This window comes from Rummeliibacillus sp. GQ308 (assembly GCF_059759115.1).
Genome location: NZ_JCAXDQ010000001.1, coordinates 1662553 through 1689113 on the forward strand (window position 1 = coordinate 1662553; position 26561 = coordinate 1689113).

Consider the following 26561-nt stretch of genomic DNA (forward strand, 5'->3'; position numbering starts at 1 on the left):
AACCTCCGTACTACGATATATTTTTAAAGTGAGAACAAAAGAAACCTTGCCTCACTACTAATCTATTCATTACTTTCTTCTTTGGCATCATCGGAATAGCCGAACCACCATGTCAAGATGAAGGCTACCGCAACGGCCAGTAAGTTTACAAAGATATATTGGAATACCTGACCATTTAAATACAGCAGCGTTCCAGGCAATACTGTAATAGCCATCCCTGTTCCCTTTAAGCCGAGTAAGGATGAGAAAAATCCTCCTACCGCTCCGCCGATTAATCCCATAAGGAAAGGCTTACCGTAACGCAAGTTGACGCCAAAAATAGCAGGTTCCGTAATCCCTAAAAAAGCAGATAGTGACGAAGGAAAAGCAAGAGCCTTTAATTTAGCCGATTTGGTTTTTAAAGCAACTGCTAATGTTGCGCCAGCTTGAGCAGCAGCGGCGCAGGTCACGATTGCATTGTAGGGATTATCATGATACTTCGATAATAGTTGAATTTCAAGCATATTGAATATATGGTGTACACCAGTTATAACGATTAACTGATTGAGCCCACCAAGCAAAATTCCACTAATTCCATATGGCCAAGATAATATAACAGTCGCTGCTGATAAAATCCATTGCTCAACAGAGTGGAAAATTGGGCCGATAATGAGCAGTGATAAAACACTCATTACAAGCAAAGTTAAGAACGGCGTTAAAATAAGGTCTAGAATCTCAGGTATGCGCTTACGCAAAAACTTTTCAAGCTTTGCACCGATGAGCCCAGCTATAAATGCAGGAATTACAGATGCTTGGTAGCCAACTACTGGAATAAATCCGAAAAAGTGTATCGGCTTTACATCGCCACCTGCAACATCCCAGGCATTCGGTAATGAAGGGCTGACAAGCATTAACCCTAGCACAAGTCCAATGATCGGTGTACCGCCAAATACTTTGAATGTAGACCATGCAACCAATGCAGGTAAAAATATAAATGCAGTATCCGTTAAAACCTGTGTATATAAAATGAAATTCTCCGAAACATCGTCAGGCTTCATGCCAAAGAGCCCCAATATTTGCTCTTGCATGACAAGTCCACGCACACCCATAAACAATCCTGTAGCTACAAGTACTGGAATAATAGGGACAAAAACATCACCAAATGTTCGAATCATACGTTGTAGTCGAGATCCTTTTTTCCTTGCTTCTTTTTTCTGCTCAGAAGCAGATCGTGTCGTAAACCCAAACTGAGTAACTTCATCATAAATACGATTGACTGTACCAGTCCCAAAAATAATTTGATACTGGCCAGAATTAAAAAATGCACCCTTTACTTTTTCAATTGACTCCACTTTTTCTTGGTCAATTTTACTTTTGTCTGCCACCATTAAGCGCAACCGAGTTGCACAGTGAGCAACAGATTCAATATTATCCTTTCCCCCAACTGCTTCTATTACTTCCTCAGCAATTTGCCGATTTTCAGACATATACCCACCCCTTTTTTCTTATTGAAAACGATTCCACTCTTTTTACAATATTAAACATCTTATATTGTCATCTCTGTAACGAGGTCAACGCTTTCATTTCCATCTTATGTTGTTAGTTATGGAATCGATTCCTTATAAATGAAAAAAAGAGGGCTTGTACAATTACCCCCACATTATATACTTTCTCTTACAAGAATTCTATAATTATTTTTGACTGTTACTGTGTCTGTTTTCTGGCCACTAAGTTGCTCCAATAAAATGCTAGCAGCCTCTACCCCAGCATCAACTTGTGAGAAATCTACTGTTGTTAATTGTGGCTCTATAAAAGTAGAGATTTCAGAAGCACCCATACCAGCTATTGCCAATTGGCTTGGGATTGATAGCCCCTGTCCCTTCGCATATTGAATTGCACCAATAGCCAAACGATCCGTTACTGCTATAATAGCCGATGGAAGCTCTCCTTCTTCAGCCATGTTTTCGGTCGCTTGAAAACCAGAATCAGCATCAAAATTCCCTTCTTGCATCCAATGGTGTTTTATTTCCAGCCCATTATCTTTCAAAGCTTTCAGGTAGCCCAATTTGCGGAGGTAACCCACTGCTCGATCCTCTTCCGTAACTCCAATAAAACCAATTTCTTTATGACCTCTCTCAATGAATAGTTTTACCAAATCGTATGTTGCTTGAAAGTCGTCTAAAACAACGCCCGCTGTTCCCTCCATTGCTTGACCAACCATAACAAAGGGTATTTTTAATTTTTTTATTTCTTCACGCAAAGCTTCATCGATATGAGTTGCCGAAAGAATAATGCCATCAACATTTCTTCCCTTCAACAAATGCAAAAAATCAATTTCTTTTGCAGGTTCTTGATTCGTAATAGTCAATAGTATTTGATAACCCTTTGGTGCCAATACTTGATCGATACCATTCATCAAACGGCTCGATGTTTCTGTACTGATTTTTGGTAGAATCACACCTATAATATTGGTCTTTTTTGTACGTAATGATTTAGCATTTTCACTTGGAATATAGCCTGTTTCTTCTATTACCTGTAACACCCGCTTCTTTAACTCATCCCGAACATAACCAGTCCCATTAATAACACGAGAGACGGTTGTCCTTGAGACATTCGCTCGTTTGGCAATTTCATTAATTGTCACGTATTGTTTCCTCCTACAAAACACTTTTACTTTTTAACAGAAATGGGAATATAGACGTTAAAAAGATGAAAGGCGGTTTAAATATGTTTAAAGGGTTTTTTAAAAAGGATACCATTGAAGATCCATCATTGACAATGCCATTGGAAGGAAGAATTATTCCCATAGAAGAAGTGCCAGATCCAGTTTTCTCACAAAAAATGATGGGAGATGGTTTTGCCATAGTTCCTACAAATTCTACAGTAGTATCACCTGTAAATGGGAAGGTCATCAGTGTCTTTCCAACAAAGCACGCTATCAACTTATTTGACGATCAAGGAAGAGAAATCCTGCTCCATATAGGTCTTGAAACTGTCTCTTTAAACGGACTTGGCTTTACTCCCTTTGTTAAAGACGGACAAAAAGTCAAAAAAGGTGATCGTTTAATGGATGTCGACTTTGATACAATCAAAAAGAAGGTTCCTTCCATTATCTCTTCTGTAGTTTTCACTAATTTAAGTGATGATGAAAAAGTTGCCATCACAAAACACGGAGTCGAAATAAAGAAAAAATAATTTAATAAGGCATTGGATAGGCAATAATCCAATGCTTTTTTCGATTTTCGAAAAAAATACTTTTTCGTTTACAGTTTTTATAGTAGAATAGTGATTGTTAATATATCGCTACGCCCTTATAGCTCAGTAGGATAGAGCAAAAGTTTCCTAAACTTTAGGTCGCAGGTTCGAATCCTGTTAAGGGCATTAAGATACTCTTCAACCCCCTTGATATATCTGCATTCTTGATTTTTAATGTGTAGTATTTGGTTTTGTAGTAGGTTTTACAAATTCAAAATCAGCTCAGACCGTCATATTGGCGGTCTTTTTTATATTTAAATTATTTGACATTTATAGTATTTTTATCACAGGAGGGATTACATATGGCAAAAAATGAAAAGAAGGCATCAAAGAGTTTTCTGAGTGGTTGTCTTGGTTGTTTTGGAATAATTTCATATTAGGAATTGTTATTGGCGCTTGTTCAGCTTTAGGTAATGATTATGATTCATCAGAAAAAAAAGCTAAGACGCCAGTTACACACCATAAGAAAGAAGAAACTAAAAAGCCTGCAAAAAAAGCTGTTGACTACCAGAAAGTAACTAAGAGTAATGTAAAAACTGTAATAACTAAAGCTCTTGGCACTAAAACTAATATGGACAAAAAGCGTATTGTCGGTGTTGATGTAATTGAAAATGCTGCAGACGACTTTAAAAGAAAAATTATTCTTGTTAAGTTGAATGCAAATGAGAATCTAACTAATAAGATGACCAAAGGCGGAATGTTTGAAGATACTAGTGATGCTTTAAAAGCTCTAAGTAAATTTAAGAATACCTCTATTTATCGTGTATGGTGGTATTACCCATTGGTAGATACCTATGGTAATGAATCTGATGATGTTGTAATGAAACTTGATTTATCAAATGAAACATTAAAGAAAATTAATTGGGATAACTTCTTATCAAAAAACTATCCAAACATTGCTGATTTCTATTGGCAACACCCATCTATGCCTAAATAATTGTAGGGCCACCAATGCGGTGGTCCTTTTTAATTATTTTCTAAGCAATTAAATTTGGTTACATCAAAGGAAGGCTTTATACTCGCCTTTTCCTCCACAACAGTGGTCCTTCTCTTCATAGTAAGCCAATTACATCTAACTAAATTAGAATGGCTGTCACGACGTTTTTTTGCATTATAATCGTCTTGTTCACTATTCATATAACTACACGTTCTTTTCTAAGGACTGGCATCACTGCAAGAACATTATCGGTAATAAAAGTACGTTTAGCATGCTTAGTGAAACAAAACGCTTGGAATCTGTCACCAACAATTTTGATTAGTTTTACTCGACGCTTCGTAATCTCTCCTGTTTGAGAAATGTACATTAAGTCAACCAATTGATTATGCTGCATAGCTTTTATTAACTGTTCTTTCATCGTGATTCCTCCTTTAAAATAAGAACATTTGTTTGTTATATCCAAATTATAAAGAACGTTCGTTCTTGTTTCAAGACAAAAAAAGCCATATTGCCATTATGTGTAACTGAACTTTATGTTATGTATAAAAACAAAAAAACGCGGCTAGTCTCATGCTTTTTAGTACCATGGGAGGCCGCATTTTATAACAAAAAATTTTAAATGTTCCAAAAAATCACCATACATTATGTTTAGGTTTCCCCTCTCCCATTAATATGTAATAAGCATTCGTTAAATCAATCATACCTTTATCCTTTGATATCAAAAATTTCTTCCCTCCATCTTCAATTCTCTCACAGCCCCTAAAATCATACTTCGAATAATACATGTCAGTTTTGTTTTGTTCTAAATAAACGGCAATGAGATAATACAAAATTAACTCTTCCTTTCAGGACTTCTATTTTCTTAAAGATATACTATAAATACATCTTTGTCTATTATAATAAATATAAATATCATCCCTAATTCATTGGTTCGTTCTTAATTTAAGTAAATAAAAAAAGCCCTGTCCTCCACAAGAAGACAGGGCTTTTAGCGTATCAATGAATTTTCACAAGTTGTTTATACCATATTATTTATCTACAGTATAGGCTTTTACATACTCACGATTGGTTGTTATAAAAGCACACTTGTCTTTTTCTTTAACTAAGAAGCGAGGTCTACCGTTCTTTGTATATACAATAGCTTCAATATCAATCTTGGTATCTTTTTTGTACCTATTAAGTTCTATTTTAAACTCTACATCAGCATACACTCTAACAGACGTTAAAGAAACCAACCGATCATACTTTTCACTATAATAGGAGCTTTCTTTATCCAGGCTTTAGTATAGGCTTTGAAACTGCCTTAACTTCCTCTTTTCCAAGAAACCAATCTAAAGATTTTATACCATTTAAACGGTTAAGATCAACGTTTCTTGTAATGCAGCAATTTTACCTTTATCCGTATAGATCGGCGGACACCCAACGCAACTGGATGCCCGCCGCCTGTCACTCTATACTTTCATTGACAATCGACCGGATAATATGGATTGAGTTCCATTCGCCGAATGAGAAAAAGGTGATTGGGTATTTCTTTGTGAATAGTCGCGCGTGGATTTCGTGCTCGTCATATCCTTTCTTATGAAGATTAAGCGTATTCTCCCGAAGTTCCAGTAAATGAGCAAGTTTCTCCTGCAACGCCATGCGCCCCTCCTTTACGAATCCAGCATGACAGCAAAACAATTCTCCGAAATCATACTGCAACACCTTTTCAATAGAATTTATAATCGTAGGAATGCTTTCTTCCCGTAAAATGACTTTTGTTTTTGGATGGACATACAAATCTCCGGAAAAAAGCTGTCCCGTCTCGTTATTCAGAAATGCTAAATGGTCTTTTGCATGTCCCGGTGTTTCAATGACCGTCCAATCAGCGTTCCTCGAACGGAATGTTTCCCCGATTGGCTGTGCATCGAAAGGGCGCCTTCTTCCCCAAAACACTTTCCGGTAGAACGGATAATCCGCTTTTCGTGCACTTTCCTCAATCGACATGTCATTCATGAAAATAGGCAGTCCAAATTCGGTTTGTAAATACTGTGCGCCCCCGCTGTGATCTTCATGTGCATGTGTGATGACTACTTGATCAACGTCCGCTTGTGCAAAAAAAGGTTTGAATTCCTTCTCTAATGTTTGTGAGCCGGTGTCAACCAGCACTCCATCTGTCTCAAAACAATACACATTCAACTTAACGCTGTTCAACTGAACGACTCCATTTACAAATCGAACATTGCTCACTTCATCTTGATTTGATTTCGTTTTCAAGAACAAGTACTTCACCCCTTGTCGTCACTCGTTTCATTTACTAGTAGAATATCACATTATGAATGACTATTCATTCAAATATAGCCATCTTTAAACTCTATTAAGCAACAAGACTCCAACTTTCAAACCTCCCTTATAACTCAATATTGTTTTCCAGTTCACTAAACCCACCCAATAGCCTTGGCTGTCTTATCCAGCAGCATATTCCGTTTTCGCAATACTTTCTGTCATGACATGAATAACTCGTCCGCTATATTTTCCCATTCGTAGAAGTCATTCTTGCACCAATAACGCATATCTACAATGTTCTTTTAATCACTGTCTAAACCTTTAGAACGCCAGTTAGTTGTTTTTTCTTTTGCAATTGGATTCCCACCCGTACAGTAATACTTAAGTCCACCATAATTTAATACTACAGTTTATTTCAAATTTGGAGTATATTAAATCTATTTTATGTATAGCTTGATTAGATTGATTAGGAATTAAATGAAGTTAAGGTTAAATACATATTACTTTCTATACTACTGTTAATTTCTGAACATGAAGGAATTTCAATAAATTAGTAGAATATAATGGATATGCCTATCCATTTACACATCTGATATGAAAAGACAAGATTTTTACCATATTGAAAAATTGTAGGAGGAATATAAATGAAAAAACATCATGCATTACAGTTATATGATTATCACGTTTGGGCTAATAACAAATTATTCGAAAGGTTAAAGGAATTGCCTGAGGAAATTTTTAATCAGGAAGTTCAAAGTATTTTTCCTTCGCTTGCAGCGGCTTTTAATCATATTTATATGGTCGATACCATTTGGCTAGGTGTAATGCGTCAAAAAACTATGGGTGAGATTCAAGCTTCAATCGCTCAAGTACAAGAGCATACAAAGAATAAAGGTCTACAGGAAATGGAAAAGTTGTTTTATCAATTAGCAAAGGAATATCAAGGATTTCTTAATAGTGAAAGTGATTTGGATAAAGAAATTTCCCCTGAACATCCTCAATTCGGACGATTAAATACTCATCTTTCCGAATTGGTTCAACATGTAGTCAACCATGGAACATATCACCGCGGAAATCTTTCTGCTATGATACGCCAACAAGGTTTCTCAGGTGTACCTACTGATTATGTTTTCTATCTATATGAAATAAACTCTACAAAATAGTTTTTGACGAATCTAGGTTTTTAAACAAAGAATTAAAAATATTTAACTTACTTTTTTAGATTTTTAAGGAGTGACTAGCATGAATTATTCAATTAAACCATCTACGGAAAAAGATATTCCATTCTTATGGGAAATGCTGCACCAGTCTATATTTGTTTCTGAAGGTCAACCTGCACCTAGTCTAGATATATTGAAAGAACCCAATATAGAAAAATACTTGATAAATTGGGGCAAAGAAAATGACCATGCACTAGTTGCTATAGATAAAGAAAATAATGCTGTAGGAGCAGTATGGATAAGGTTATTAGACCAAGATAATGCTGGCTATGGCTTTGTGGATGAGAATACACCTGAGCTTGGAATGGCAATAAAGAATCAATATAGAGGGAAAGGAATCGGGAAAAATTTGTTATTTAATATGATTCAGTTTGCTCATTCCATTGGTTATCCGGCTATATCGTTAAGCGTCGATCCTCTAAATCAAAATGCTTTAAGACTTTATGAAAAGAGCGGATTTATCAAAGTTTATGAAGATGCCGGGGGATCTTGGATAATGAAAAGAGATTTGTAATATTAGTACAAATCTACTTTCAATAATTGAGGTTACTCTCTCTTCCCGCTATCTCCAAACTTTTAGAAGTGTGTGATAAATATCTTTTAAAATTGAGAAAGCCAAACTACTATGGAAGGCTAAATTAGCCTTACAATAAAAGTCCGGCTTTTTCAAGGAATACTATTATAAAACTTAGATATGTACTATACAACTTACAAAAAGACAAACACCTAATATTATAAATAGACTTTTAACTACTTACCAAGGCAATATACTATAAATGTGTGCCTAGTAAAAAGAAAATACCAACATACATAATAGTTTTCCATAGAATAGATTTCTCCTGAGAACTAATATAGATACTGTATATCAAAAAACTGCAACACCTAATCCTCTTAAAAAAATTCCAAATTAAGCATAATTATTATTTTCCTCATTTAGGTAAGTAAATGGATATTTTTCCATATCAATGATGGTTAAACCAATAAAATTAGTGTAATCATTATTTCCGAAATGTAATTCAATTCCGTTATAAAAGATATCATGCGTTACGCTTGATTTTTCTTTACCCCAATAACATTTCTCACCTTTTAATTCAAATTTTTTTATTTCCAACATATCTTTTAAAATTTCAAATGTGTCTCCAAATATTTCAATCCCTCTTACCCTGTCTTGTTCATCTAAATCGAATTGAAAATCTGTGTTTTCTTCAAGTTCTTCAGTTTTAATAATTCTACCAGTTAAACTTGAAGATAAAATATTTATATATGCTATTTCTACTTCTTTATCGACTTTTAGAATAATATTCATTTCATTTTTACCTACCTTTATTTAATTTCATTATTTTAGACCAGTGTAAATATGTAAGTGTGATATACAATCCTTAAGCAACCAATTGGATACCAGAGTCGTTCAACGTGAAAGATAGGTATAATATAGAAATATTAATAAGATTAATATAAGGACTGATTGAGTAATAAAAAAATATTTTCGGTATTTAAAGGGTAATAGCTCAATTATTCCGCAAATAAAGTTAATCCAAAAATCAGCACCGCTTACATAGTTCGAACCCCGTTTGTTTAATTTCCTCTCTGTCAATTTAATACTATAAAAAATATATCCTATACTTATTAAGAATAAAATTAAAAAGAAAAGATTAACTATCACTTTTTATAATTTCCTAGCATGTAGCTAATGCCATGCTATTCCTTTCTTTAACTACTTTGTTATCTAAATGTTATTACATTGAATTCGTTTTATGTATCAACATTTATAAGCAATATTTGTATTTGTACTAACTCCATATATCTTTAAAATACTGTGATAACAATCCTGTTCCTTGAAATCTATAATCTAATGCAGCTTGTACGTTTAAAAGTTCAACGGTAAACTTCTTATAAGTATTAGGAAAAGAGCCTAAATAAGAATATTTAAAAATTGGATCATTAGGGCATAATCTGTAAGCACGCTCCAACATTTTACATCCTTTCTTCTCCCAAGAGTCATAGTCACCAAAATAATAAGGAAACTGAAAAATCATATAACCAAAACACCAAAGAAAATTTTCATTATCATTAAAATTTTCTAATCCGAAATTAGTAACTTCCTCTAAAGTAATAACCAATTCTTTTGAATTGACCCTTTCTCCATCTAGCGTATGACCTTCTACTAATAGATACCAGCATAAGAAACCTAGTCTAATAAAGTATTTCGGTTCTAAAGGGTTATCTTTACACAATTTTATTAATATTGATTTAGCTTCATTCCATTTCCCTTGATTTTCTAATGTATCTACATCATTTAACTTCCAGTTAATCACAAATATGCTCCTTTAAATATGAATAACATGATGTTTTGATTCATATTTATCCTTGAACTTATAAGCTCTTTAGATAGTTGTCTTTAAAAACAGAATATCATGTCAACAATGCTAAATAGGGCGTTTACCCCAAGGTTCAACCGTTCCTATGATATTAATAGATTTACCGCTTTTTATAGAATCAATTACTCCTTGTGAAATCTCATCATTTGTAAGCCATCTCGATTGATCATTTTCAAGGATGAATCCAAGCTGTATCTGGTGATAACGAGTGGGGTGAGGCAAACTAAATTTCCCTTTTACTTCACTTAGGTTTTTACTACTCCCTAGTATATGAAATAGTTGCCAGTATCGGTGGCTTTGATTTGAGATTTCATTTGCAATTACTTCTAATGCACTTTCAGCATACGAATGTATCCAGGCTATGACTAAATCAATTGGCCCATTACATTCTATAGTTTCTCTTAGTTTCGCTGTTAAAAGAGTTTCGTCATTATAGTCCACTAATACAGGTGTCATGAGTGATGAATCGATTGATTTGCTAATTAAGCTTTCCATTCGTTTAGCATCCCGTCCAATTACAGATACATGATATCCTTTACTCACTAACCAAAGAGATGTGTTTGATAACATCCCTGTTCCTCCAACAATCAACGCATGCGACATTTATCTACTCCTCTCTTATATAAATTTGGACGCGCAAATAATATCCAAAAAGAACAGCTACACAATGTTGTTTGACTTTAACCTGTTCAACCTTCTCTCACATTCTTATAATGTCCTAAATAAATATATATGTAAACAGCACCCCTTTTACAAGACTGATAAGACTTCCATTTAGCTGTAAAATTCATTATTATGCAATATCTAATTAAAGCATACACGTTAAGCGGTCAAAAAAAGCACTTTGACTAAGAGAACCCCCCTAGTCAAAATGCTATATTCCTTTAAAGCTATTATCATCAGTTCACCATTTAATTTTGGTCCACTGAAGTAGGCTTTTGATTAATTTGAAAGTGGAGACTGGGAGTTGGTTGATTTTGAACCAGATTCTGCGGTTTGATTTTCATGAAGTTTATAAGACTAAGCAATTTCTCCATTGTTTTTGAATGATCTAAGTAGTATTCTCTACCGCTTATATGCCAGAATGTCCAACCAGCCTGCTCCATCTGATGTTGGCAACATTCTAACTCATCAATTTCTGAATGATTAGTCCACTTTCTTCCTCCACATATGATCGCTAAGCGCCCATGAGAACTCTCTAATGCCAAGTCAATTGTCAATGGTCCTGTTTTAATAGTAGGCATGAAACGATACCCTCTCGTCATCAGTTCATTCTGCAAGTCTGCTACAAAGGTAGATGATGTCGCATGGTCCTCGGTCGTTAGAATGAAGGATGTAGTATTCGGTAATTCTATTTTTGCTTTGTCTGGTAATTGATGTTGAGCAATTTCAAACATAGACATTGTTCCATCATACAACGAGTAATTCGGGAAATCTGTAATGTAATTGTTCATTAGTACCGCAATTTCCTCTTGGCTTAATTTGGATGACAATTTATTAGTAGTAGCCTCATCTCCAAAGATAATTGCTTTTTCTCCTCGCAATAATACTTGGAGATCTGAAAGGCTTCCCATTCCGTCGACAATCACAACATCAAAATAATTCCCTGGAACAGACCAATATTTAGTTACCTCTGATAGTGGCATTAACCATACTGGAATAGCTGACTGCGCTTGTTTAAGAATATTGTCCGCTTCCTGTTTAAAATGTGGTGCAAATTTGGCTCTGTCTTTTTTCATTTTTTTATTGTAAAAACGCCAATTTGTGATTGCTGTTTTTTCTGCTGGAGTAATTTGTTTCAGCGTCGATAGCCAAGAGACTGGCTGAATTAATTCTTCCGTTAATTTCTTTTGAAGTACTCTTTCCTGTTTCAACTTTGCATGTAATATATTCGGCTGCAAGTGTCTGCTACCTGATAGCCATGTCGCCATCTTTTTCAGCACAAATGATTCAATAGCATCGTCTTCTGGCACCTTCGCTTCACCTAGGAGATCAATTAAATCACCTGCGGTTAGTGGCAGACTGTGAGATAATAAATCTATATAGTGCTTCCATTTATGAATATCTTGCTGCAATTTTCGTTGTATTTTCAACTCTGTTAAAAGTTCTTTCCATTTCGAAGGATCCTTTTTTACCATTGCATTAAGAAAAGCATTATAAATTGGATGCATATGTTTAAGTTGAGCTATTGCACGAAGCTGTTGGGTTCTATCAAAGAAATTTTCTTGCCATTTTTCATATTTTAAATACGCTAGTGTATGTGAGATTTCTATTTTTAATTTTTCATAACACAGTTGATTAAATAGATTAGTTTTCTCCAACTTTTCTGACACCAATTTTTGTGATAAGGCCATATCTGTATCAGCAATATTTATAAGATGTTCAAGCAATTCTATTTTTTCATGCAAAATTAGAGGGAATTGAGGGTGCCTTATATCAATTTGCGGGAATCTAACTTCACTGATTTTGCCATTATACATTCTAGATAGCTGTGTAATTAACGTGCGGTATTCAATATACCGTAGCATAATTGCTACATCCTCAAAATTGCGAAGTGGTTTTCCATTCAATACAGGCGTTTCAAATAAGTATCGCGTAGCTTTGCCTTTACCCAACATAAAAAGTGCATTTGGCTTCTTTCCGGCAAGCATACGGTCTCTAACCATTCTTAAATCTTTTTTAATATCAACCGTCAATTTCTTCGGTAGTCGTATTTGATGATGACTTATTTCATGATACATCTCTAACGCCTTATTATTTAATGCTTTAATTTGATCAATTACATTCTTCCAATCCTCTTTCTTTTTTTCGTCTCCTAACACATCCTCCAAGAAACCATGAACACTTTCATCCTCCACTATTTCATAATTTGTTAGAATATCATCCACATAAGCTTGCATAATAAGCAATGCTGATTTTTTTGAGGATTCTAACTCAATCGGCAGGATATGGCGTGCGTCAATTGATTCTTCTAGTTTTTGTTCTTCTTCTAACAATATTTTAAAGGTCGCTTCATTCATCATTTCACCAGGGGATGGAACAGTCGTATGGAGCAAAATGGTATCCTCTTTTGTAAGAGAATTATGAATGCGACCGAATTCTTTCCATTCTTCATGAGAAAGCGGGAATTTCATAACAAGCGGCAAATCATCTCGAATCCAATCAAATGGTTTTGAGTCAGTTGATAAATATTTGGCTACGTCATGTTTATACCACTCTTTATTCTCGAATAGGAAAGGCTTTCCTTCAGACAAATGATATTGCCGTAGCTCATTTAAGCTTGCTTGCTCTTGCTCGACACTCATTTGAAGTCTTAGTTGCTTTTGTTTTACCTTTTCAAGCCCTTTTCGCATATTGGTATTATCAAGCCGTTCCCCTACTACTTGAATTGATTGCTCAATTTGTTCTTTTGAGTTTTTTACGTCGCTTGTTATGTGAACGCATAACGGATGAAGATGCTTTGGCAAATCATTCTTAATTGCAGCTAGCTCTTCTCGATTTGTAGCTACCAACACTTTTTTTCCGTTAGCTAAGTAATGGGCGACTATGTTCTTAATAGCTTCTGACTTAGCAGAATTATTGCTCGTTCGGACACTGATAGCACTCATGTGTTCTAACTTTTTTACTACTTGCTTTTGTTCCTCTGGTACATCTAGCGGCAAAAATAGTTGTCCTTTGGCTACGCTGCTACTTTCTCTTTTTTTCTGTGGTAAGCCTAATACTGAATAAAGTGCTTCAGTGGGCGCACTATTTTCATGTTCAAGGTCTTGTACTAAGTTCTGTAAGTCCTTTTTTAAACGAATCTGATTTTTGTGGCGGATAATAATGAAAGATTCATCGATTAATATTGGTTTCTTCTCATGTGCTTGATCCCCTACCTCTGCTTCAGGATGACAATAGGGGGCAATTTTATTTAGAATTTCAGACTCATCATTAAAGAATTTGTCTGGTACTATATTATCTAACAAAGCTGTAACCTGTGTTTGTTGCTCTTCTGAAAAATTCTCCAATAAATGCTGATCAAAGGAATAAGTGTCGTCTTTCGTATTAATTGTAATGGTATCTTTATTCTTATTTAAAGCAAGTGATTGTGTGAATACAGGCAACTCGATCACATGCTCTCCATCCTGCCAATTAAATAAGCCTTTTGCCAATACAACCTCTAAATCGCTATCTCCGTTGAGTTTTTCAACCCATTCACAAAGCTCATTATAAAGGCTGCAGGCTTTATCGTAATTCTTCTTTCTTACAACCCACTTTGTCCATTCTATAGTTTTAGAATGACGATTCCAGTTAGCTCCTTCTTTTTGTAATAAATTCTCTTCTAGTTGGAAAGCGTGTTTATACACAGGTGCGGTATGTTCCTTTTTATAAATAAGGGCAATTTTTGGGGATATTTCGGGATATGGCTTGGGTGCGACCAGAAATGTTTGCTCTAGAATAGGTTTATGTATCTCTGCTCGCTGCTTTAGCTGCACTTTAGAATCTAGCAATTCGTACAAGTATAAATCATTGATATTCCAAATCTGTTTGTAATCTTTTATCGAACGGACAGCAGGATTTTCCAAAGCCGTAAATTCTTCAACATATTTAAAAAAGCGCTTTGCACGTTTTGTTAATTGTTCATTCAAGAATATTCCTCCTCCAGCAAGACCTATTTATAATATATATGTAGGAGGAGGTAGACTATTCCTAATAAAAAAATTGTATTCATTTATTCTGAGTTTTAAAAGTATGTTAAAAAACTAAAAAACTCCGCGTTTCATTTTTCACTAACTTTCTTTATTGAGTTACAATACGAAACCTTAACTTAGCTACCTTATTCTGAAGCTTCTTTTTTCATTTCTTCTAAGTCTTCAATTTGTTCCTTTGTAAGCAAAATTAATTCTTTTGTTTGTTCATCAATCAAATCAATTTCTTGTAATTCTTTTAAGCTTCCCTTCGCTTCTTGTAGCATAAATTCTATATCTTCTAGTTTTAGTTTTTGCATCATTCATTCCTCCTGTTATTTTTCATTATAGTGTCTCTCTTTTATATTTGCATGTTTAACTTTCTATCGAACGGGTATTCTTAATTAACAAAACATTTAAGGAGTTGGATTAATATGACGAAAGTAGTTCTGGTAAATGGTGAATACTTAGCAATTATTAACGAAAGACAAATGGTAGAAACTAGAGAGTTGCCAAAGGGCATTAATCTTGGTGCTATGGGCGAAGTGGAATATGACCAAAAAACAGGTCAAATCATTGTAGATGGACAGATTATTTAATCTGAATCCATCTTTTTTTATCCATCATTGATCTATCAAAAAAGTCCCTACCCCAAAGGAATAGGAACTCATCTATTACCAAACAAATAAACCTACAAGCATAGCGCTCAAAAGTGAGACAGCAATACCACTTATTAATAATTTCCAAACATTTTTACCGATAATCGCTGATTTTTCTTCAGATAAAAGAGAGCTGAAGGCACCATAAATCATTCCGATTGTACTAAAGTTTGCAAATGATGTTAAGAAGGTAGCGGCTACTGCAACTGTATGAGGAGCTAATGAACTCAAATGTTTCTTAAGATCCATCATAGCCACAAATTCATTCGTAGCTAGCTTCGTACCCATCAACTGAGCAACATAAAGCGCATCTTTAGTCGGTAAACCAAGTAAATAAGCAAAAGGACTGAAAATATAAGAGAAAATCTTCTGAATGGTCAGCCCGTGAACGAAGATTCCTAATAAACCATTCACTGCAGCTGTTAAAGCTACATAACCAACTAGCATAGCAGCAATAACAATGACCATATTCATGCCGATTAGCATACTATTCGAAATAGTTGAAAAGAAGTCCTTTTTCTCTTCTTTTGCTGGTTGATAAATAATGTCTTCTTCTTTAGAAATCTTCACAGGATTCAACATATTCACAACAAGCAAAGCGTTCAGGCAGTTTAGCGGTATAGCACAAAATACATATTCAGCAGGCACGAGAGACAGATATGCCCCTACAATCGATCCGCTAATACAACTCATACTCATAATTCCAAAAGTTAGTAAACGGTGCTCTTTTAAATTCGCCAATTGTCCACGAATTACTGCAAGCGCCTCCGTATTGCCTAAAAACATCATTTGAATAGAGTAGAAACTTTCCAACTTTGGCAATCCTGATGCTTTCGATATTAGCCAGCCGACTTTATCAATGATCCAAGGCAGAATTCCAAAGTAAGATAAAATATCAAAGAAGGTAACTATAAAGATAATTGGCAATAACGCGCTGAAGAAAAAGTCGACTGTATCATTTGCCAAGGCACTCGGGAAGACAAATGCAATCCCCTCATTTGCACAATCAATCAGCCATGTAAAGAATGAGGCAATTTTATTAATAATCCAGCCGCCGATAGTGGTTTTTAACATAAACCACGTAATTAGTATTTCAAGCACTAACAAGGTAGCGATCGCTCTCCATGCTACTTCTTTTTTGCGGGGCGAACATAAATAAACAATGCCCATTACAATAATGACTCCTAAAATATTTAACATGAAAAACATATAGGCAACTCCTAGCATAAAGATCAGCAATCAAACCATCACAAATATATTAAATAGTCATGCCCAAACTACTATCCATCTAATCAAAACGTTTTCATAAATTTCTACAGGCAATATTCTTAAACATTTCTGATAATTTATTTACTGGTTAATCATAAAAATGATATTACTATTCGCGATATCATAAATCAATATCTATGAATACATTCAAAATACTAAAATTATCATAAACATTTCAAATTTTTATTCAAAAACATGCCTCTTGTCCATTTTACAGAAAAATAAAAAACCTAGCTGCTTTGGCTAGGTTTATTTTTTGTTACTCAATATAGCTTTTCTGTTCCTCTTTAGGCACCATACTTCCACCTGTTGACCATATAATATGTGTTGCTTCTTTATTAGCAGAGGTTGGCAACGAAACAAATAGGCCCTTTATACTCGCTGCTGCTGAAGGTTCAATTATAATACCTTCTGTTTGATAAAGTTTTTTTAAATAGGTAATTAACTCTTCATCGCTTACAGTGAGTATCCCATCCAATAAGGGCTCTAATAATTTCCCTGCAAAAGAAGAAGGCCGCCCAACCGCAAGACCATCGGCAATAGTTTTATTGGTCAAGCCTAGATCATATACAGATATCTGATCATGCTGACCTGTAGCCATACCTAGCAGCATGCAAGGTGATTGAGTTGGCTCTACGAAATAACAATATACATGTTCTCCAAAGTTCTCTTTTAAGCCGTAGCATACGCCTCCTGGTCCCCCACCTACTCCACAAGGGATGTAAACACATAACGGATGGTTGGCGTCCACTTTAATGCCTTGCTCGTCTAGCTGTTTTTTTAGTCGGCGTCCTGCTACAGCATAGCCTGCAAATAGGTGTTTTGAGTTTTCATCATCAATAAAATAACTGTTCGCTTCTCGCTCTGCTTCTTCTCTGCCCCTAGCAACAGCTAAACTATAATCCCCAGCATGTTCTATAACTTGCGCTCCAACCGCTCTTAACATGCTTTTTTTCCATTCTTTTGCATCATGCGACATATGTACAATCACATTAAAGCCAAGTTTCCGGCTCATAATGCCAATGCTCAAGCCTAGATTTCCTGTTGATGCCACGACGATCTTGTATTTGCTCAGTATGTTTTTCATTCTTTGCTGAGCAAAGATAGAGTAGTCATCCTCCATACTTATTAAATGATGTTCTAAAGCGACTTTTTCAGCTAAATATAACACTTCATGTATACCACCTCTGGCTTTAATTGAGCCGCTGATTGGCAATCCATCATCTCTTTTAATAAAGATATTACCTTTTATAAGCGTTTCTTTTTTTAGTTGTAGCATTGGCTGCAATGGTGATTCAATGAACCCGTTTAGAAATAATGTTTCTGGAAATTCTCTTTGAATGTACGGAGCAAAACGAATCAATCTCTTTTCGGCTTCTTCGATCATTGCGTGATCAATTGAATAGGATTCACTTTTTTGGGGATTAAGCCATACAACAGGACTTGCAGCTATTAACGAATCCTTTAATTCTGGTGGTAAAGAAAAATTTTTAGCCATCTTGTAATCTCCTTTTATCTTTTACATAAAGAAAAAAATAATCATTTATGAGCAAAAAGACTTAATTAATTTAACATTTATTTAATATATATCTTTTTGTAATCCATCAAATATTCTGTCTAGATATAAATACCTTGAAAGCCTATAAAATAAGGGTTTTTCAATTATTTTTAGATGTTTATTTAATTGAAACGCTTACATACAAATTCTCATTATTACATTTGTGTTACATTTGTGTATTCTTTTGCAGAATGGGTATAAAATATTATATAGTAAATTTAGACCACGAAAGGAAACGATAAAATGACTCAAAAAGTAACAAATAATTATACTAACCAATTAAATGAAATGAAACAAATTATATATAAATTCCAAAACACATCAGAAATGATCTCGTCCATCCGTAAAAACTTAGTTGATTTTATTTCAGTCGAACAAGAGCAAACAAGAGAGATTTATCAACAGCTCATTGAAAATGCAGGTTTTGTAGCTGATCAGGAAGCAATTTTTGATTTAGATGCAATCACATCCTACTTTGATGATACTGAATCTAATCTGTATGCATCTACTGAAAAGATTTTACAATTAAATCAAAAGCTTCACCGCTATCAGCTTAAAACAGAGCATTTCACTGACAAACTAATCAAAGCAATTGATTCAATGGAATATGGAAAAAACACTCTCCCTCAAGCAGAGTAATAGCTCGTATGCTTTTGCTCTTCTCTTTCCTCCCCCTTGCAGAGACTCCATCCACTCGTTCCACAGTTACGTATGAAAGAGCTGCACAAATTGTGTACAGCTCTTATTAATCCCTTTAGAGCAACGGATATTCTTCCGTATAGCGTGGATGAGCATAAAATGGTGGTCTTGGACCAATTAAAGGTAATTCAAAAACGGACTCTTCATATGCTACTTCTACCTTTTCATCCGATTCATTAATTAATAAGAATTTTACATGCTCATTAAAATAATAATTCTCCAATCCATCATCTCCCTATTGTTTTCATTCTATCTTATTCAAAGTCTCTGTATATTGGTGCCTCACAGTAAGCACCTTTTGAATAATTCTCTCATACTGTACTTTGAATAGTTAGTTTGTGAATTAGAGGAGGAAATGTTAATTGAACCACCGTGAAACAAATGAGTCAACATATCCAATGAATCCAAATTTCGGTAAGATCACGCAGTATCAAGATGTTGCCATTACGGTACCAGAGCAACGGCAATTTCGGCAGCCAGGCGTCGAAAAGCTAATGGTACCACAACCCATCATTGAAAATCCTAATGATAAAGGGAGCGGAAAATTAGAAGGAAATGTAGCATTAATTACTGGCGGCGACAGTGGTATGGGTGCAGCAGCGGCTATAGCTTTTGCAAAAGAAGGAGCAAATGTTGCTATTTCCTATTTAAATGAACATGAGGATGCTGAACGCACGAAAAAAAGAATAGAAGAATTAGGCCGTCAAGTGCTGTTATTGCCGGGTGATCTCCGTCAAAAAGAACAATGCCGTCTTATTGTCGAAAAAACAGTAAGCACATTTGGAAAACTAGATATTCTTTGTAATCATGTTGGTATTCAATTTCAACAAAACCATCTAGAGGATATATCAGATGAACAGTTCGAAGATACATTTAAAGTAAATATATATTCCTTTTTTTACACAACCCGTGCAGCGCTTGCTTATTTACAACCTGGCGCATCGATTATTAATACATCTTCAGTCGTAGCATTTGATGGGCATGAACAATTAATTGATTATAGTGCGACAAAAGGAGCTATCATTGGCTTTACTCGCTCATTAGCCAAAAACTTAGTTACAAAAGGCATTCGTGTAAATGCTATTGCTCCAGGACGAATTTGGACGCCACTTATTCCATCAAGCTTCTCCCCAGATCAGGTGGTGCTTGCAGGAAATCCAATGGATCGTCAAGGGCAGCCGTTTGAAGTGGCACCAACGTTTGTTTACCTGGCTTCGAATGATTCTCGATTTGTCACAGGCCAAACATTGCATGTCAACGGCGGCCAGATTTTTGGATAAAGGAAAGGGAATATCCCATTTCCTTTATCCTTATTTTTCTAAGGACTATCACAGGCTTAATTAATAGACTTCATTTGCTCAGAAATTAGAACTATGTTGCCTGTAGATATATTCTCTTGCGACCATCAAATTTGGTCTTTTATTTTATTTATAACTTCTATATAGTACGAAATTTGGTGAGGGACAAATTGATTCTTACCGATATACTCAACGAAATCAGCTCTATTATTTTCTTTATTAATTTTAAAACCGCTAGCTTTAATTTCCTGTTTTTCGTCTAACCAAAGCTTACTAAAATCATTAAATTCCACTAAGACCATACCTGAAACTTCCTCCGGTTGAATAGTAAAGTCATTAAGATGATGCGCACTTTTATACAAAAAGAGGTGTGCTAATTCTTTATCAATGAAATTTTCATTTATAACACAATATTTAATGAGTCCTAATGGCACTAAATCATGAAAGGGTATATCAATACCTACTTCCTCTTTTATCTCTCTAACACCTTCACGGGCAGTTTCATCAGCCATTAAATGCCCGGCTACAGTAATGTCCAATAGGTTCGGATAGTCTTGTTTAGTATCACTGCGTAACTGCAGATAGATATAGTCCTTTCCCTCAATATTCGTGACAAACCAACAATGAAAGGTTTCGTGCCAATACCCAAGCTCATGGACATCCTTACGCGAAGCAACCCCTATTATATTTCTTTCCTCATCAAATATTTTAAAAAATTCATTTTCCATCTATTTTCCTCATTATAAATTATTCTAATATTATTTTCACTTAAGGTGAATAGCTTCTAAGTTTGATGGTTTATTTATTATTCACCTTTACATAAATAGTATCGAAGAGTTTACCGTCCAAGAGAACATCAAGTTTCCACATTCCACTTTTCTTGAATTCCATGCTGGTTGGAATACTAACGTCAGCACTATTATTAGGACTTATTTGTAAGTTATTTATTGTCTCAGGAACAATGATTACGTCTTTTTTACTTCCTTCATGCGTTCCTAGCACTTTAAACTTCTTTTCTAGTTGATTTTTTTCTCCCCATAAATGCCACATATATTTGTTTTGCTGCCCTTCCACGATAGGCATGTTCTTTTTATCATATATAAAACCTACTCGACCCTTTATACCAATCATTTTATAATTGCCTGACTCGAAAATATTACTCTCTTTCCATTGTTGACTAGTTTCATTCTTGTTACTGCAGCCAAATAAAGCGATTATCAGCAAAAATAAAGCAACGAAAGTACTTACTTTTTTTATGGTAAAAATCCTCCTCACTTTTATAAGTACATTATTATACTGATATCAATATTTCATTATTTATGCAATTCCTCTTATCTAACATTAATACTGTATCCTCTTCTTTCAAGGATATCTTTTTCAACATTTGACATAGTGTAAGAATCTATTAATTCCTCTTTTAAGTGAGTGAATGTTTGTTTTAATCCTTCAAACAATGAATATTTTTGGATTGCACTGAAATCATTCAACAGCTTCTCAGTAGATCCGTAAAGAGAGACATCTCTGAATGGAAACCACTCCCTTGACAAGTAACCTGTTTCTTTTGCATCCACTAAAACAATGGTAGGCTCCACCCCAATGATTTGGGCACACATTTTTACCCAACCCTCTAGCGAAATAGAGCTTCCATCTCCAACATTGTATATTTGCCCGAAACTTTCACTGTTTCCAGATATTCGAATTAAAGTCTCCACCAAGTCGTCTATATGACCAAATTGTATTACGTTTTCACCTTTGCCCGGAATGATAATAGGAGAATTATTTAATAGACGTTTAAAGATATATGTTTCACGATCCAGGTTATTTCCAGGTCCATAGATATAAAAAGGCCGTACGATTGTGTAAGGAAATTTACTTTGGTTGTATTCTTTCATTAACTCTTGCTCACAAAGATATTTATTTGCCCCGTAATCACCCCAAATTGGGTTAATACCTGTCTTACTCGTTTCATCAAGTGGATAATCATTTGTAGCTAAATAAACCGATGCACTACTTATATGAATAAAGTGCTTTGTTTTTCCCTTTAGGAGTTGGATGGCGTTCCTTGTTTGCTCAGGTGTATAAGCAGAGATATCATATACGTAATCAAACGTTTTATTATATAGAACTGCTGATAATTCGTTTATATTATTACGGTCTGCTATTAAAGCTTTACTACCCTGAGGAGCTTCTCTCGTTCCGCGATTTAAGACATAGACTTCATGTCCGTCACTAATCAAACGTTTTGCCATAGCTTTCCCTACAAATTGTGTACCACCAAATACAAGACATGTTGCCATAGTATTACCTCCTAACAAAGTAAAAACCCCAATTTAACGAACCTTTCCTACACCTAAGATGCCCTATCTCCCCCAAAAAGACATCGTTGCTTCATTTATTATATGGGCAGCCAATTTTGACGTACGATTATTTTCATCAACTACTGGATTTACTTCACATAAGCTAAAACTAGTCACTTTCTTTTCTTTGCATATCTCACGGATCAGTGTGCGTACGGTTAGAGGCTCCAACCCAAAAGGAGCAGGCGCGCTCACACCTGGTGCATGTGCAGCACTGATAGCGTCCATACATAAGGTTAGCAAGACTACATCACAGTCATTGACGAAAGCTTTGATTGAAGCTTTCGTCGCTTCGTCTGTCATCTCATCTTCAAACAAATAAGTAACACCTAGCTCATCGGCACGTCGGAAAAGCTCTGTCGTATTACCATAACGTTGAATACCACAGACAAAATATTTCGCATGTGGATCTTGATCCAATATCTGTTTAAACATTGTGCCAGAGGATGGTTGTTCGTCATAAGGCCTCATATCAAAATGAGCATCGATGTTAAGTAATCCAATTTTGGCTTCCCTACCTACGTGTTCTCTTACCCCAAGATATTGACCGTAAAGGGTTTCATGACCTCCTCCTAGTACAATACAAGGCACATCCCTATTTAATGCTTTGGCAACTGTTTTCCCAAGGTCTTCTTGCGCTGCTTCCAATTCATTTTTTTCACAAACAATCGTGCCAGCATCTATTACAGTTGCATTAAAAGGACCTCTGAACGGCATGCTGGCTAATTGTCCACGAATTGTATCTGGCGCTTTCTTCGCCCCTACTCTTCCCTGATTCCTTCTTACCCCTTCATCACACGCAAATCCAATAAGCGTTACCATATCCTCTACATTTTCTTCAGTTCCATCTAAAACCTGGCACTTCACCACTTGATGATAACGGAAGCTTTCTCTGTTTTCCGAATCATCCAGACGTCCATCCCAAATTGCATCATCTGTTTTTTTAAACATTCATACACCCTCTTTTCTTTCTTAGTTACCATTAATCTACCGTATACAAAAGATTATGACAATATAATTCAATCAGAAACTATCTCGATAAACAATCTAATAGAAAACTTTCTATACTTTTGTTAAACTAATAGATAGCATCCTATAAAAAGGAGGAAGGTTGTTAGAGAACCGTTAAATAATGAAAAAAACTTTCTTATTCACTTTATTTGCGACCATTCTATTTGCGACTTCAATCTTCATTATCATTTCTCAGTACAATAATTCAATTGAAGAGACGCCAAAGCCTACTCCAAAAGAACAAAGTATTGAAAGTTTTATCGGATTAATCTCTGATGATGCTCGTGATATTGCAAAAGAACATGATTTATATGCGTCTGTTATGATTGCCCAAGCGGTACTCGAAAGCAACGGTGGTAAAAGTGGTTTAAGCTCTCCACCAAATCATAATCTCTTTGGCATAAAAGGAACATATCAAAGACAAGCAGTAAAGATGACAACATCAGAAGATAATGGCAAAGGCGAAATGCATCAGATTAAAGCAAAATTCCGAAAATACCCAAGCTATAAAGCGTCTTTAGAAGACTACGCTGAGCTACTGCACAACGGGACTTCTTGGAACACTAAATACTATCAAAAAACATTTAAAAGTAAAACGAAATCCTATAAAGATGCAACAAAGTATCTAACTGGTACCTATGCAACAGATACACGATATCACCAAAAATTAAATGCATTGATTAAGGAATTCCATCTTACGCAGTATGATCATTCACCAAAAAACAAAACACAGGTTATCGTTAAAAATGGAGAAACATTACGTTCTCTTTCCAATAAATATGGTGTTGCAGTTACCTCTATTAAACAATGGAATCAATTGGACACCAATGATTTGGACAATGGTCAAAAGTTAAAGATTTACCAATAAAATTAGATATTACAAAAAAACTCACTTTTCACAGAAGTAAAAAGTGAGTTTTTTTACATAGCAAAACACAAGCGGAGTAGTGGAAAAAAGGTTTCAGACAAAAGGATACTTATCAATGCAGCTATTACCATTGCTACACTTGAAAAAGTCCCTTCTAATTCCCCCATTTCGAAGGCTTTTGAAGTTCCTAAACCATGCGCTCCCATTCCGAGCATCAACCCTTTTGCAGCAGTTGTTTTGATACGGAATAATCGAATGATGATCGCACCTGTAATGCTGCCTGTCAAACCTGTGACAATAACAAATACGGCCGTCATAGATGGTTCGCCACCGATCATTTTAGAAATATCCATGGCAATCGGTGTTGTAATGGAACGAGGAACTAAGCTAGTTATCATATCTGCTGACAATCCAATCCATACTGCAAAAAAGAAGGATGAAAGAATAGCAACCAATGAACCTGTAAATAGACTTGCTACGATAATCTTCGCATGTTTCTTTATCAATTCTAGATTTTTATATATTGGCACAGCAAATGCAACTGTTGCAGGACCTAATAATTTTGTTAGCACTGAACCCCCTAGATTATATTGTTCATATGAAGTTCTTGTTAAAAGTAAAAGAATAACAAGGAACAAGGGGCTGACAATTAGTGGAGACAGCAAGAGCCGATGCGTTTTCTGATATGCTTTCTTACTTACTAGAAAGATAGCAATCGTGGCAATAAGGCTGATGAACGCAATAAAAATATTCATTATTCTTTCACATCCTTTTTATGTAAATAATCTGCCACTGCTCCCGTACAGATCATAACAAGAATGGTGCTTAAAATAATTACAGTCACCAATTTAATGCCGACAACCCCAAAAATTTGATCATATTGGATGACACCTACGGCAGAAGGAATAAAGAATAGTGCAAGTTCCCCAGTCAATAATCCAGCTCCAAGGTCAACCCACTCTAATTTAATAATATTAAATTTAAGTGCTAAAAATAATAGTATGAGGCCTATGATGCTTCCCGGAATTGGCAAATGTAGTACAGCTGAAATGCCCTCTCCTATCAAAAGAATCCCATAAAGGAACACTATTTGAATAATTATTTTACTTATTTTTTTCACTTTGCTCACCTTTTCTAAGCTCAACTTATAAGAACACTTTACCTCACAAATGGCCATTCGTAAAATATCGTTTTTTTATGTTTGCTATTCCAAATTGGAATGGTTGGATGTAATAAAGCCAATTAATCCTCTTGTTGCATGCGACATATAACGATCTTTCTTTGCAATCAATACAAGCTCCCAAGGTATTTGAGGCTTAACAATTGGGATGGCTTTCACTTTTTCTTGATTAATTTTCTCAGCAAATGATTTTGGGAACATTGCAACGCCTAAATTGTATTCTACCATCTGGCTTATGATATCCCACTGTGAACTTTCATAAGCAATTTGAGGAGTAAAACCCGCCTGCTCACATTCTTGCTTTATACGATCGTGGAGCGTGAAATCTTGGCTAAATAAAAGCATTCTTTCATTAGCCAATTCTCTAAGGCTAATCTCCTTACTTCCTGCCAAATGATGCGACTTATTGATAATTAGCATAAGATCCTGTGATGCAAAGGGAATCACCTGAAAGTCATTTTCATCCGCCGGTAGCATTACAAAGCCAATATCTAAAACACCATCTGCTACCAATTCTTTAATAATATTTGCCCCACGTTCCACAAGTTCAATGCTAATATGAGGATATCGTTCCTGAAATCCTTTTAAAAGCTTCGGCAAATAAAGAATGCCAATTAGCGGTGGCATACCAATTTTAATCGTACCTTTCTTCATTTGTAATACATCTTCCAATGCAGTATCCAATTCCTCAACTATGCTTAGCATTTTTAATGCTTGAGCATAGACAATTTCACCAACATCCGTCAATTCGATATGCCTTGGATAGCGATAAAATAAAGCCGCATCAAATTCACTTTCGAGCGACTTCACTACTTTGCTAAGTGTCGGTTGTGTCACATGCAAATCTTCAGCCGCTTTAGTAAAACTTTTATTTTTCACAACCGCAATAAAATACTTTAACTCTCTAAGCTCCATAAATTCACTCCTCAAACTCCAGTTATGGCTATAAACTCACTAC

Annotated in this window: 28 protein-coding genes and 1 tRNA gene; 9 read left to right on the forward strand and 20 right to left on the reverse strand. The window is 35.2% G+C overall.

Going from position 1 to position 26561, the window contains the following annotated elements; genetic code table 11:
• Positions 1-62 precede the first annotated feature (62 nt).
• Together AC6CHJ_RS08280 and AC6CHJ_RS08285 are read right to left on the reverse strand one after the other, a co-directional pair.
• Positions 63-1466, reverse strand: a complete 1404-nt coding sequence (locus tag AC6CHJ_RS08280; RefSeq protein WP_498288033.1) for a sucrose-specific PTS transporter subunit IIBC — start codon at positions 1464-1466, stop codon at positions 63-65.
• 173 nt (positions 1467-1639) lie between these two features.
• Positions 1640-2623, reverse strand: a complete 984-nt coding sequence (locus tag AC6CHJ_RS08285; RefSeq protein ID WP_498288035.1) for a LacI family DNA-binding transcriptional regulator — start codon at positions 2621-2623, stop codon at positions 1640-1642.
• 83 nt (positions 2624-2706) lie between these two features.
• Between AC6CHJ_RS08285 and AC6CHJ_RS08290 the strand changes: the two genes are divergently transcribed.
• The 3 genes from AC6CHJ_RS08290 (at position 2707) to AC6CHJ_RS08300 (ending at position 4171) form a co-directional block, all read left to right on the forward strand.
• A complete protein-coding gene (locus AC6CHJ_RS08290) occupies positions 2707-3174 on the forward strand; it encodes a PTS sugar transporter subunit IIA (RefSeq protein WP_498288037.1) in 468 nt (155 codons plus the stop codon).
• A gap of 112 nt (positions 3175-3286) precedes the next feature.
• Positions 3287-3360 (forward strand) — tRNA-Arg (locus AC6CHJ_RS08295).
• Positions 3361-3580: 220 nt separating this feature from the next.
• Positions 3581-4171, forward strand: coding sequence for a hypothetical protein (locus tag AC6CHJ_RS08300; protein WP_498288039.1), 591 nt, complete (start codon positions 3581-3583; stop codon positions 4169-4171).
• Positions 4172-4367: 196 nt separating this feature from the next.
• Here the strand turns inward: AC6CHJ_RS08300 and AC6CHJ_RS08305 are convergent, their stop codons facing one another.
• The 3 genes from AC6CHJ_RS08305 to AC6CHJ_RS08315 all read right to left on the reverse strand — a co-directional run bounded on the left by AC6CHJ_RS08305 (position 4368) and on the right by AC6CHJ_RS08315 (position 6433).
• Positions 4368-4589, reverse strand: coding sequence for a transcriptional regulator (locus AC6CHJ_RS08305; protein ID WP_498288041.1), 222 nt, complete (start codon positions 4587-4589; stop codon positions 4368-4370).
• Between the two features lie 610 nt (positions 4590-5199).
• On the reverse strand, positions 5200-5448 hold the full coding sequence (locus AC6CHJ_RS08310; protein ID WP_498288535.1) for a DUF5776 domain-containing protein: 249 nt from the start codon (positions 5446-5448) through the stop codon (positions 5200-5202).
• Between the two features lie 169 nt (positions 5449-5617).
• Positions 5618-6433, reverse strand: a complete 816-nt coding sequence (locus AC6CHJ_RS08315; protein WP_498288043.1) for an MBL fold metallo-hydrolase — start codon at positions 6431-6433, stop codon at positions 5618-5620.
• Positions 6434-7080: 647 nt separating this feature from the next.
• On the opposite strand from AC6CHJ_RS08315, the gene AC6CHJ_RS08320 reads away from it, so the two are divergent.
• On the forward strand, positions 7081-7599 hold the full coding sequence (locus AC6CHJ_RS08320; protein ID WP_498288045.1) for a DinB family protein: 519 nt from the start codon (positions 7081-7083) through the stop codon (positions 7597-7599).
• Between the two features lie 79 nt (positions 7600-7678).
• Positions 7679-8170, forward strand: a complete 492-nt coding sequence (locus AC6CHJ_RS08325; protein WP_147198104.1) for a GNAT family N-acetyltransferase — start codon at positions 7679-7681, stop codon at positions 8168-8170.
• A 393-nt stretch (positions 8171-8563) separates the two neighbouring features.
• On the opposite strand, the gene AC6CHJ_RS08330 is transcribed toward AC6CHJ_RS08325, so the two are convergent.
• The 5 genes from AC6CHJ_RS08330 to AC6CHJ_RS08350 all read right to left on the reverse strand — a co-directional run bounded on the left by AC6CHJ_RS08330 (position 8564) and on the right by AC6CHJ_RS08350 (position 15024).
• A complete protein-coding gene (locus AC6CHJ_RS08330) occupies positions 8564-8962 on the reverse strand; it encodes a DUF2283 domain-containing protein (RefSeq protein WP_498288047.1) in 399 nt (132 codons plus the stop codon).
• A gap of 484 nt (positions 8963-9446) precedes the next feature.
• Positions 9447-9971 (reverse strand): hypothetical protein, encoded by a 525-nt coding sequence (locus AC6CHJ_RS08335; protein ID WP_498288049.1) that lies wholly within the window; start codon positions 9969-9971, stop codon positions 9447-9449.
• A 111-nt stretch (positions 9972-10082) separates the two neighbouring features.
• Positions 10083-10637: a short-chain dehydrogenase gene (locus AC6CHJ_RS08340; RefSeq protein WP_498288051.1), complete on the reverse strand. Its 555-nt coding sequence runs from the start codon at positions 10635-10637 to the stop codon at positions 10083-10085.
• A gap of 308 nt (positions 10638-10945) precedes the next feature.
• Complete coding sequence (locus tag AC6CHJ_RS08345) at positions 10946-14665, reverse strand: PDDEXK-like endonuclease domain-containing protein (RefSeq protein ID WP_498288053.1); 3720 nt, start codon at positions 14663-14665, stop codon at positions 10946-10948.
• A 188-nt stretch (positions 14666-14853) separates the two neighbouring features.
• Positions 14854-15024, reverse strand: a complete 171-nt coding sequence (locus tag AC6CHJ_RS08350; protein ID WP_498288055.1) for a hypothetical protein — start codon at positions 15022-15024, stop codon at positions 14854-14856.
• A 114-nt stretch (positions 15025-15138) separates the two neighbouring features.
• Here AC6CHJ_RS08350 and AC6CHJ_RS08355 point away from each other — a divergent pair, with 114 nt between their 5' ends.
• Positions 15139-15303 carry a hypothetical protein gene (locus AC6CHJ_RS08355; RefSeq protein WP_158512583.1) on the forward strand — a complete coding sequence of 55 codons (165 nt, stop codon included), beginning with the start codon at positions 15139-15141 and terminating at the stop codon, positions 15301-15303.
• Positions 15304-15378: 75 nt separating this feature from the next.
• Here AC6CHJ_RS08355 and AC6CHJ_RS08360 read toward each other — a convergent pair whose 3' ends face one another.
• A complete protein-coding gene (locus tag AC6CHJ_RS08360) occupies positions 15379-16572 on the reverse strand; it encodes a NupC/NupG family nucleoside CNT transporter (RefSeq protein WP_249774378.1) in 1194 nt (397 codons plus the stop codon).
• A 319-nt stretch (positions 16573-16891) separates the two neighbouring features.
• On the reverse strand, positions 16892-18130 hold the full coding sequence (gene dsdA / locus AC6CHJ_RS08365; protein ID WP_498288057.1) for a D-serine ammonia-lyase: 1239 nt from the start codon (positions 18128-18130) through the stop codon (positions 16892-16894).
• Between the two features lie 303 nt (positions 18131-18433).
• Here dsdA and AC6CHJ_RS08370 point away from each other — a divergent pair, with 303 nt between their 5' ends.
• The gene (locus AC6CHJ_RS08370; RefSeq protein ID WP_066787817.1) at positions 18434-18829 is read left to right on the forward strand and encodes a hypothetical protein; all 396 of its coding nucleotides are present in this window, start codon (positions 18434-18436) and stop codon (positions 18827-18829) included.
• Between the two features lie 115 nt (positions 18830-18944).
• Here the strand turns inward: AC6CHJ_RS08370 and AC6CHJ_RS08375 are convergent, their stop codons facing one another.
• Positions 18945-19112, reverse strand: coding sequence for a hypothetical protein (locus AC6CHJ_RS08375; RefSeq protein ID WP_173668475.1), 168 nt, complete (start codon positions 19110-19112; stop codon positions 18945-18947).
• A 175-nt stretch (positions 19113-19287) separates the two neighbouring features.
• On the opposite strand from AC6CHJ_RS08375, the gene AC6CHJ_RS08380 reads away from it, so the two are divergent.
• Positions 19288-20169 carry an SDR family oxidoreductase gene (locus AC6CHJ_RS08380; RefSeq protein ID WP_498288536.1) on the forward strand — a complete coding sequence of 294 codons (882 nt, stop codon included), beginning with the start codon at positions 19288-19290 and terminating at the stop codon, positions 20167-20169.
• Positions 20170-20294: 125 nt separating this feature from the next.
• Here the strand turns inward: AC6CHJ_RS08380 and AC6CHJ_RS08385 are convergent, their stop codons facing one another.
• The 4 genes from AC6CHJ_RS08385 to hutG all read right to left on the reverse strand — a co-directional run bounded on the left by AC6CHJ_RS08385 (position 20295) and on the right by hutG (position 23495).
• Positions 20295-20915: an NUDIX hydrolase gene (locus tag AC6CHJ_RS08385; protein ID WP_498288059.1), complete on the reverse strand. Its 621-nt coding sequence runs from the start codon at positions 20913-20915 to the stop codon at positions 20295-20297.
• Between the two features lie 70 nt (positions 20916-20985).
• On the reverse strand, positions 20986-21462 hold the full coding sequence (locus AC6CHJ_RS08390; RefSeq protein WP_498288061.1) for a DUF4871 domain-containing protein: 477 nt from the start codon (positions 21460-21462) through the stop codon (positions 20986-20988).
• A gap of 56 nt (positions 21463-21518) precedes the next feature.
• Positions 21519-22484 (reverse strand): SDR family oxidoreductase, encoded by a 966-nt coding sequence (locus AC6CHJ_RS08395; protein ID WP_498288062.1) that lies wholly within the window; start codon positions 22482-22484, stop codon positions 21519-21521.
• Between the two features lie 63 nt (positions 22485-22547).
• Positions 22548-23495: a formimidoylglutamase gene (hutG, locus tag AC6CHJ_RS08400; protein WP_498288064.1), complete on the reverse strand. Its 948-nt coding sequence runs from the start codon at positions 23493-23495 to the stop codon at positions 22548-22550.
• Positions 23496-23676: 181 nt separating this feature from the next.
• On the opposite strand from hutG, the gene AC6CHJ_RS08405 reads away from it, so the two are divergent.
• Positions 23677-24423 carry a glucosaminidase domain-containing protein gene (locus AC6CHJ_RS08405; RefSeq protein WP_066787829.1) on the forward strand — a complete coding sequence of 249 codons (747 nt, stop codon included), beginning with the start codon at positions 23677-23679 and terminating at the stop codon, positions 24421-24423.
• Positions 24424-24476: 53 nt separating this feature from the next.
• Here AC6CHJ_RS08405 and AC6CHJ_RS08410 read toward each other — a convergent pair whose 3' ends face one another.
• The 3 genes from AC6CHJ_RS08410 to AC6CHJ_RS08420 all read right to left on the reverse strand — a co-directional run bounded on the left by AC6CHJ_RS08410 (position 24477) and on the right by AC6CHJ_RS08420 (position 26518).
• Complete coding sequence (locus tag AC6CHJ_RS08410; protein ID WP_150284564.1) at positions 24477-25178, reverse strand: LrgB family protein; 702 nt, start codon at positions 25176-25178, stop codon at positions 24477-24479.
• Positions 25178-25543, reverse strand: a complete 366-nt coding sequence (locus tag AC6CHJ_RS08415) for a CidA/LrgA family protein (RefSeq protein ID WP_498288066.1) — start codon at positions 25541-25543, stop codon at positions 25178-25180. Before AC6CHJ_RS08415 ends, AC6CHJ_RS08410 begins: the two co-directional genes overlap by 1 nt.
• Before the next feature lie 84 nt (positions 25544-25627).
• Positions 25628-26518, reverse strand: coding sequence for a LysR family transcriptional regulator (locus AC6CHJ_RS08420; protein WP_498288068.1), 891 nt, complete (start codon positions 26516-26518; stop codon positions 25628-25630).
• Positions 26519-26561 lie beyond the last annotated feature (43 nt).

Coding starts and splice junctions, on each gene's coding strand:
- AC6CHJ_RS08405 (WP_066787829.1), top strand. CDS start 23,677: ATGAAAAAAACTTTCTTATTCACTTTATTTGCGACCATTCTATTTGCG.
- dsdA (WP_498288057.1), bottom strand. CDS start 18,130: ATGGCTAAAAATTTTTCTTTACCACCAGAATTAAAGGATTCGTTAATA.
- AC6CHJ_RS08305 (WP_498288041.1), bottom strand. CDS start 4,589: ATGAAAGAACAGTTAATAAAAGCTATGCAGCATAATCAATTGGTTGAC.
- AC6CHJ_RS08370 (WP_066787817.1), top strand. CDS start 18,434: ATGACTCAAAAAGTAACAAATAATTATACTAACCAATTAAATGAAATG.
- AC6CHJ_RS08355 (WP_158512583.1), top strand. CDS start 15,139: ATGACGAAAGTAGTTCTGGTAAATGGTGAATACTTAGCAATTATTAAC.
- AC6CHJ_RS08395 (WP_498288062.1), bottom strand. CDS start 22,484: ATGGCAACATGTCTTGTATTTGGTGGTACACAATTTGTAGGGAAAGCT.
- AC6CHJ_RS08420 (WP_498288068.1), bottom strand. CDS start 26,518: ATGGAGCTTAGAGAGTTAAAGTATTTTATTGCGGTTGTGAAAAATAAA.
- hutG (WP_498288064.1), bottom strand. CDS start 23,495: ATGTTTAAAAAAACAGATGATGCAATTTGGGATGGACGTCTGGATGAT.
- AC6CHJ_RS08350 (WP_498288055.1), bottom strand. CDS start 15,024: ATGCAAAAACTAAAACTAGAAGATATAGAATTTATGCTACAAGAAGCG.
- AC6CHJ_RS08410 (WP_150284564.1), bottom strand. CDS start 25,178: ATGAATATTTTTATTGCGTTCATCAGCCTTATTGCCACGATTGCTATC.
- AC6CHJ_RS08380 (WP_498288536.1), top strand. CDS start 19,288: ATGAATCCAAATTTCGGTAAGATCACGCAGTATCAAGATGTTGCCATT.
- AC6CHJ_RS08340 (WP_498288051.1), bottom strand. CDS start 10,637: ATGTCGCATGCGTTGATTGTTGGAGGAACAGGGATGTTATCAAACACA.
- AC6CHJ_RS08330 (WP_498288047.1), bottom strand. CDS start 8,962: ATGAATATTATTCTAAAAGTCGATAAAGAAGTAGAAATAGCATATATA.
- AC6CHJ_RS08360 (WP_249774378.1), bottom strand. CDS start 16,572: ATGTTTTTCATGTTAAATATTTTAGGAGTCATTATTGTAATGGGCATT.
- AC6CHJ_RS08290 (WP_498288037.1), top strand. CDS start 2,707: ATGTTTAAAGGGTTTTTTAAAAAGGATACCATTGAAGATCCATCATTG.
- AC6CHJ_RS08325 (WP_147198104.1), top strand. CDS start 7,679: ATGAATTATTCAATTAAACCATCTACGGAAAAAGATATTCCATTCTTA.
- AC6CHJ_RS08280 (WP_498288033.1), bottom strand. CDS start 1,466: ATGTCTGAAAATCGGCAAATTGCTGAGGAAGTAATAGAAGCAGTTGGG.
- AC6CHJ_RS08385 (WP_498288059.1), bottom strand. CDS start 20,915: ATGGAAAATGAATTTTTTAAAATATTTGATGAGGAAAGAAATATAATA.
- AC6CHJ_RS08320 (WP_498288045.1), top strand. CDS start 7,081: ATGAAAAAACATCATGCATTACAGTTATATGATTATCACGTTTGGGCT.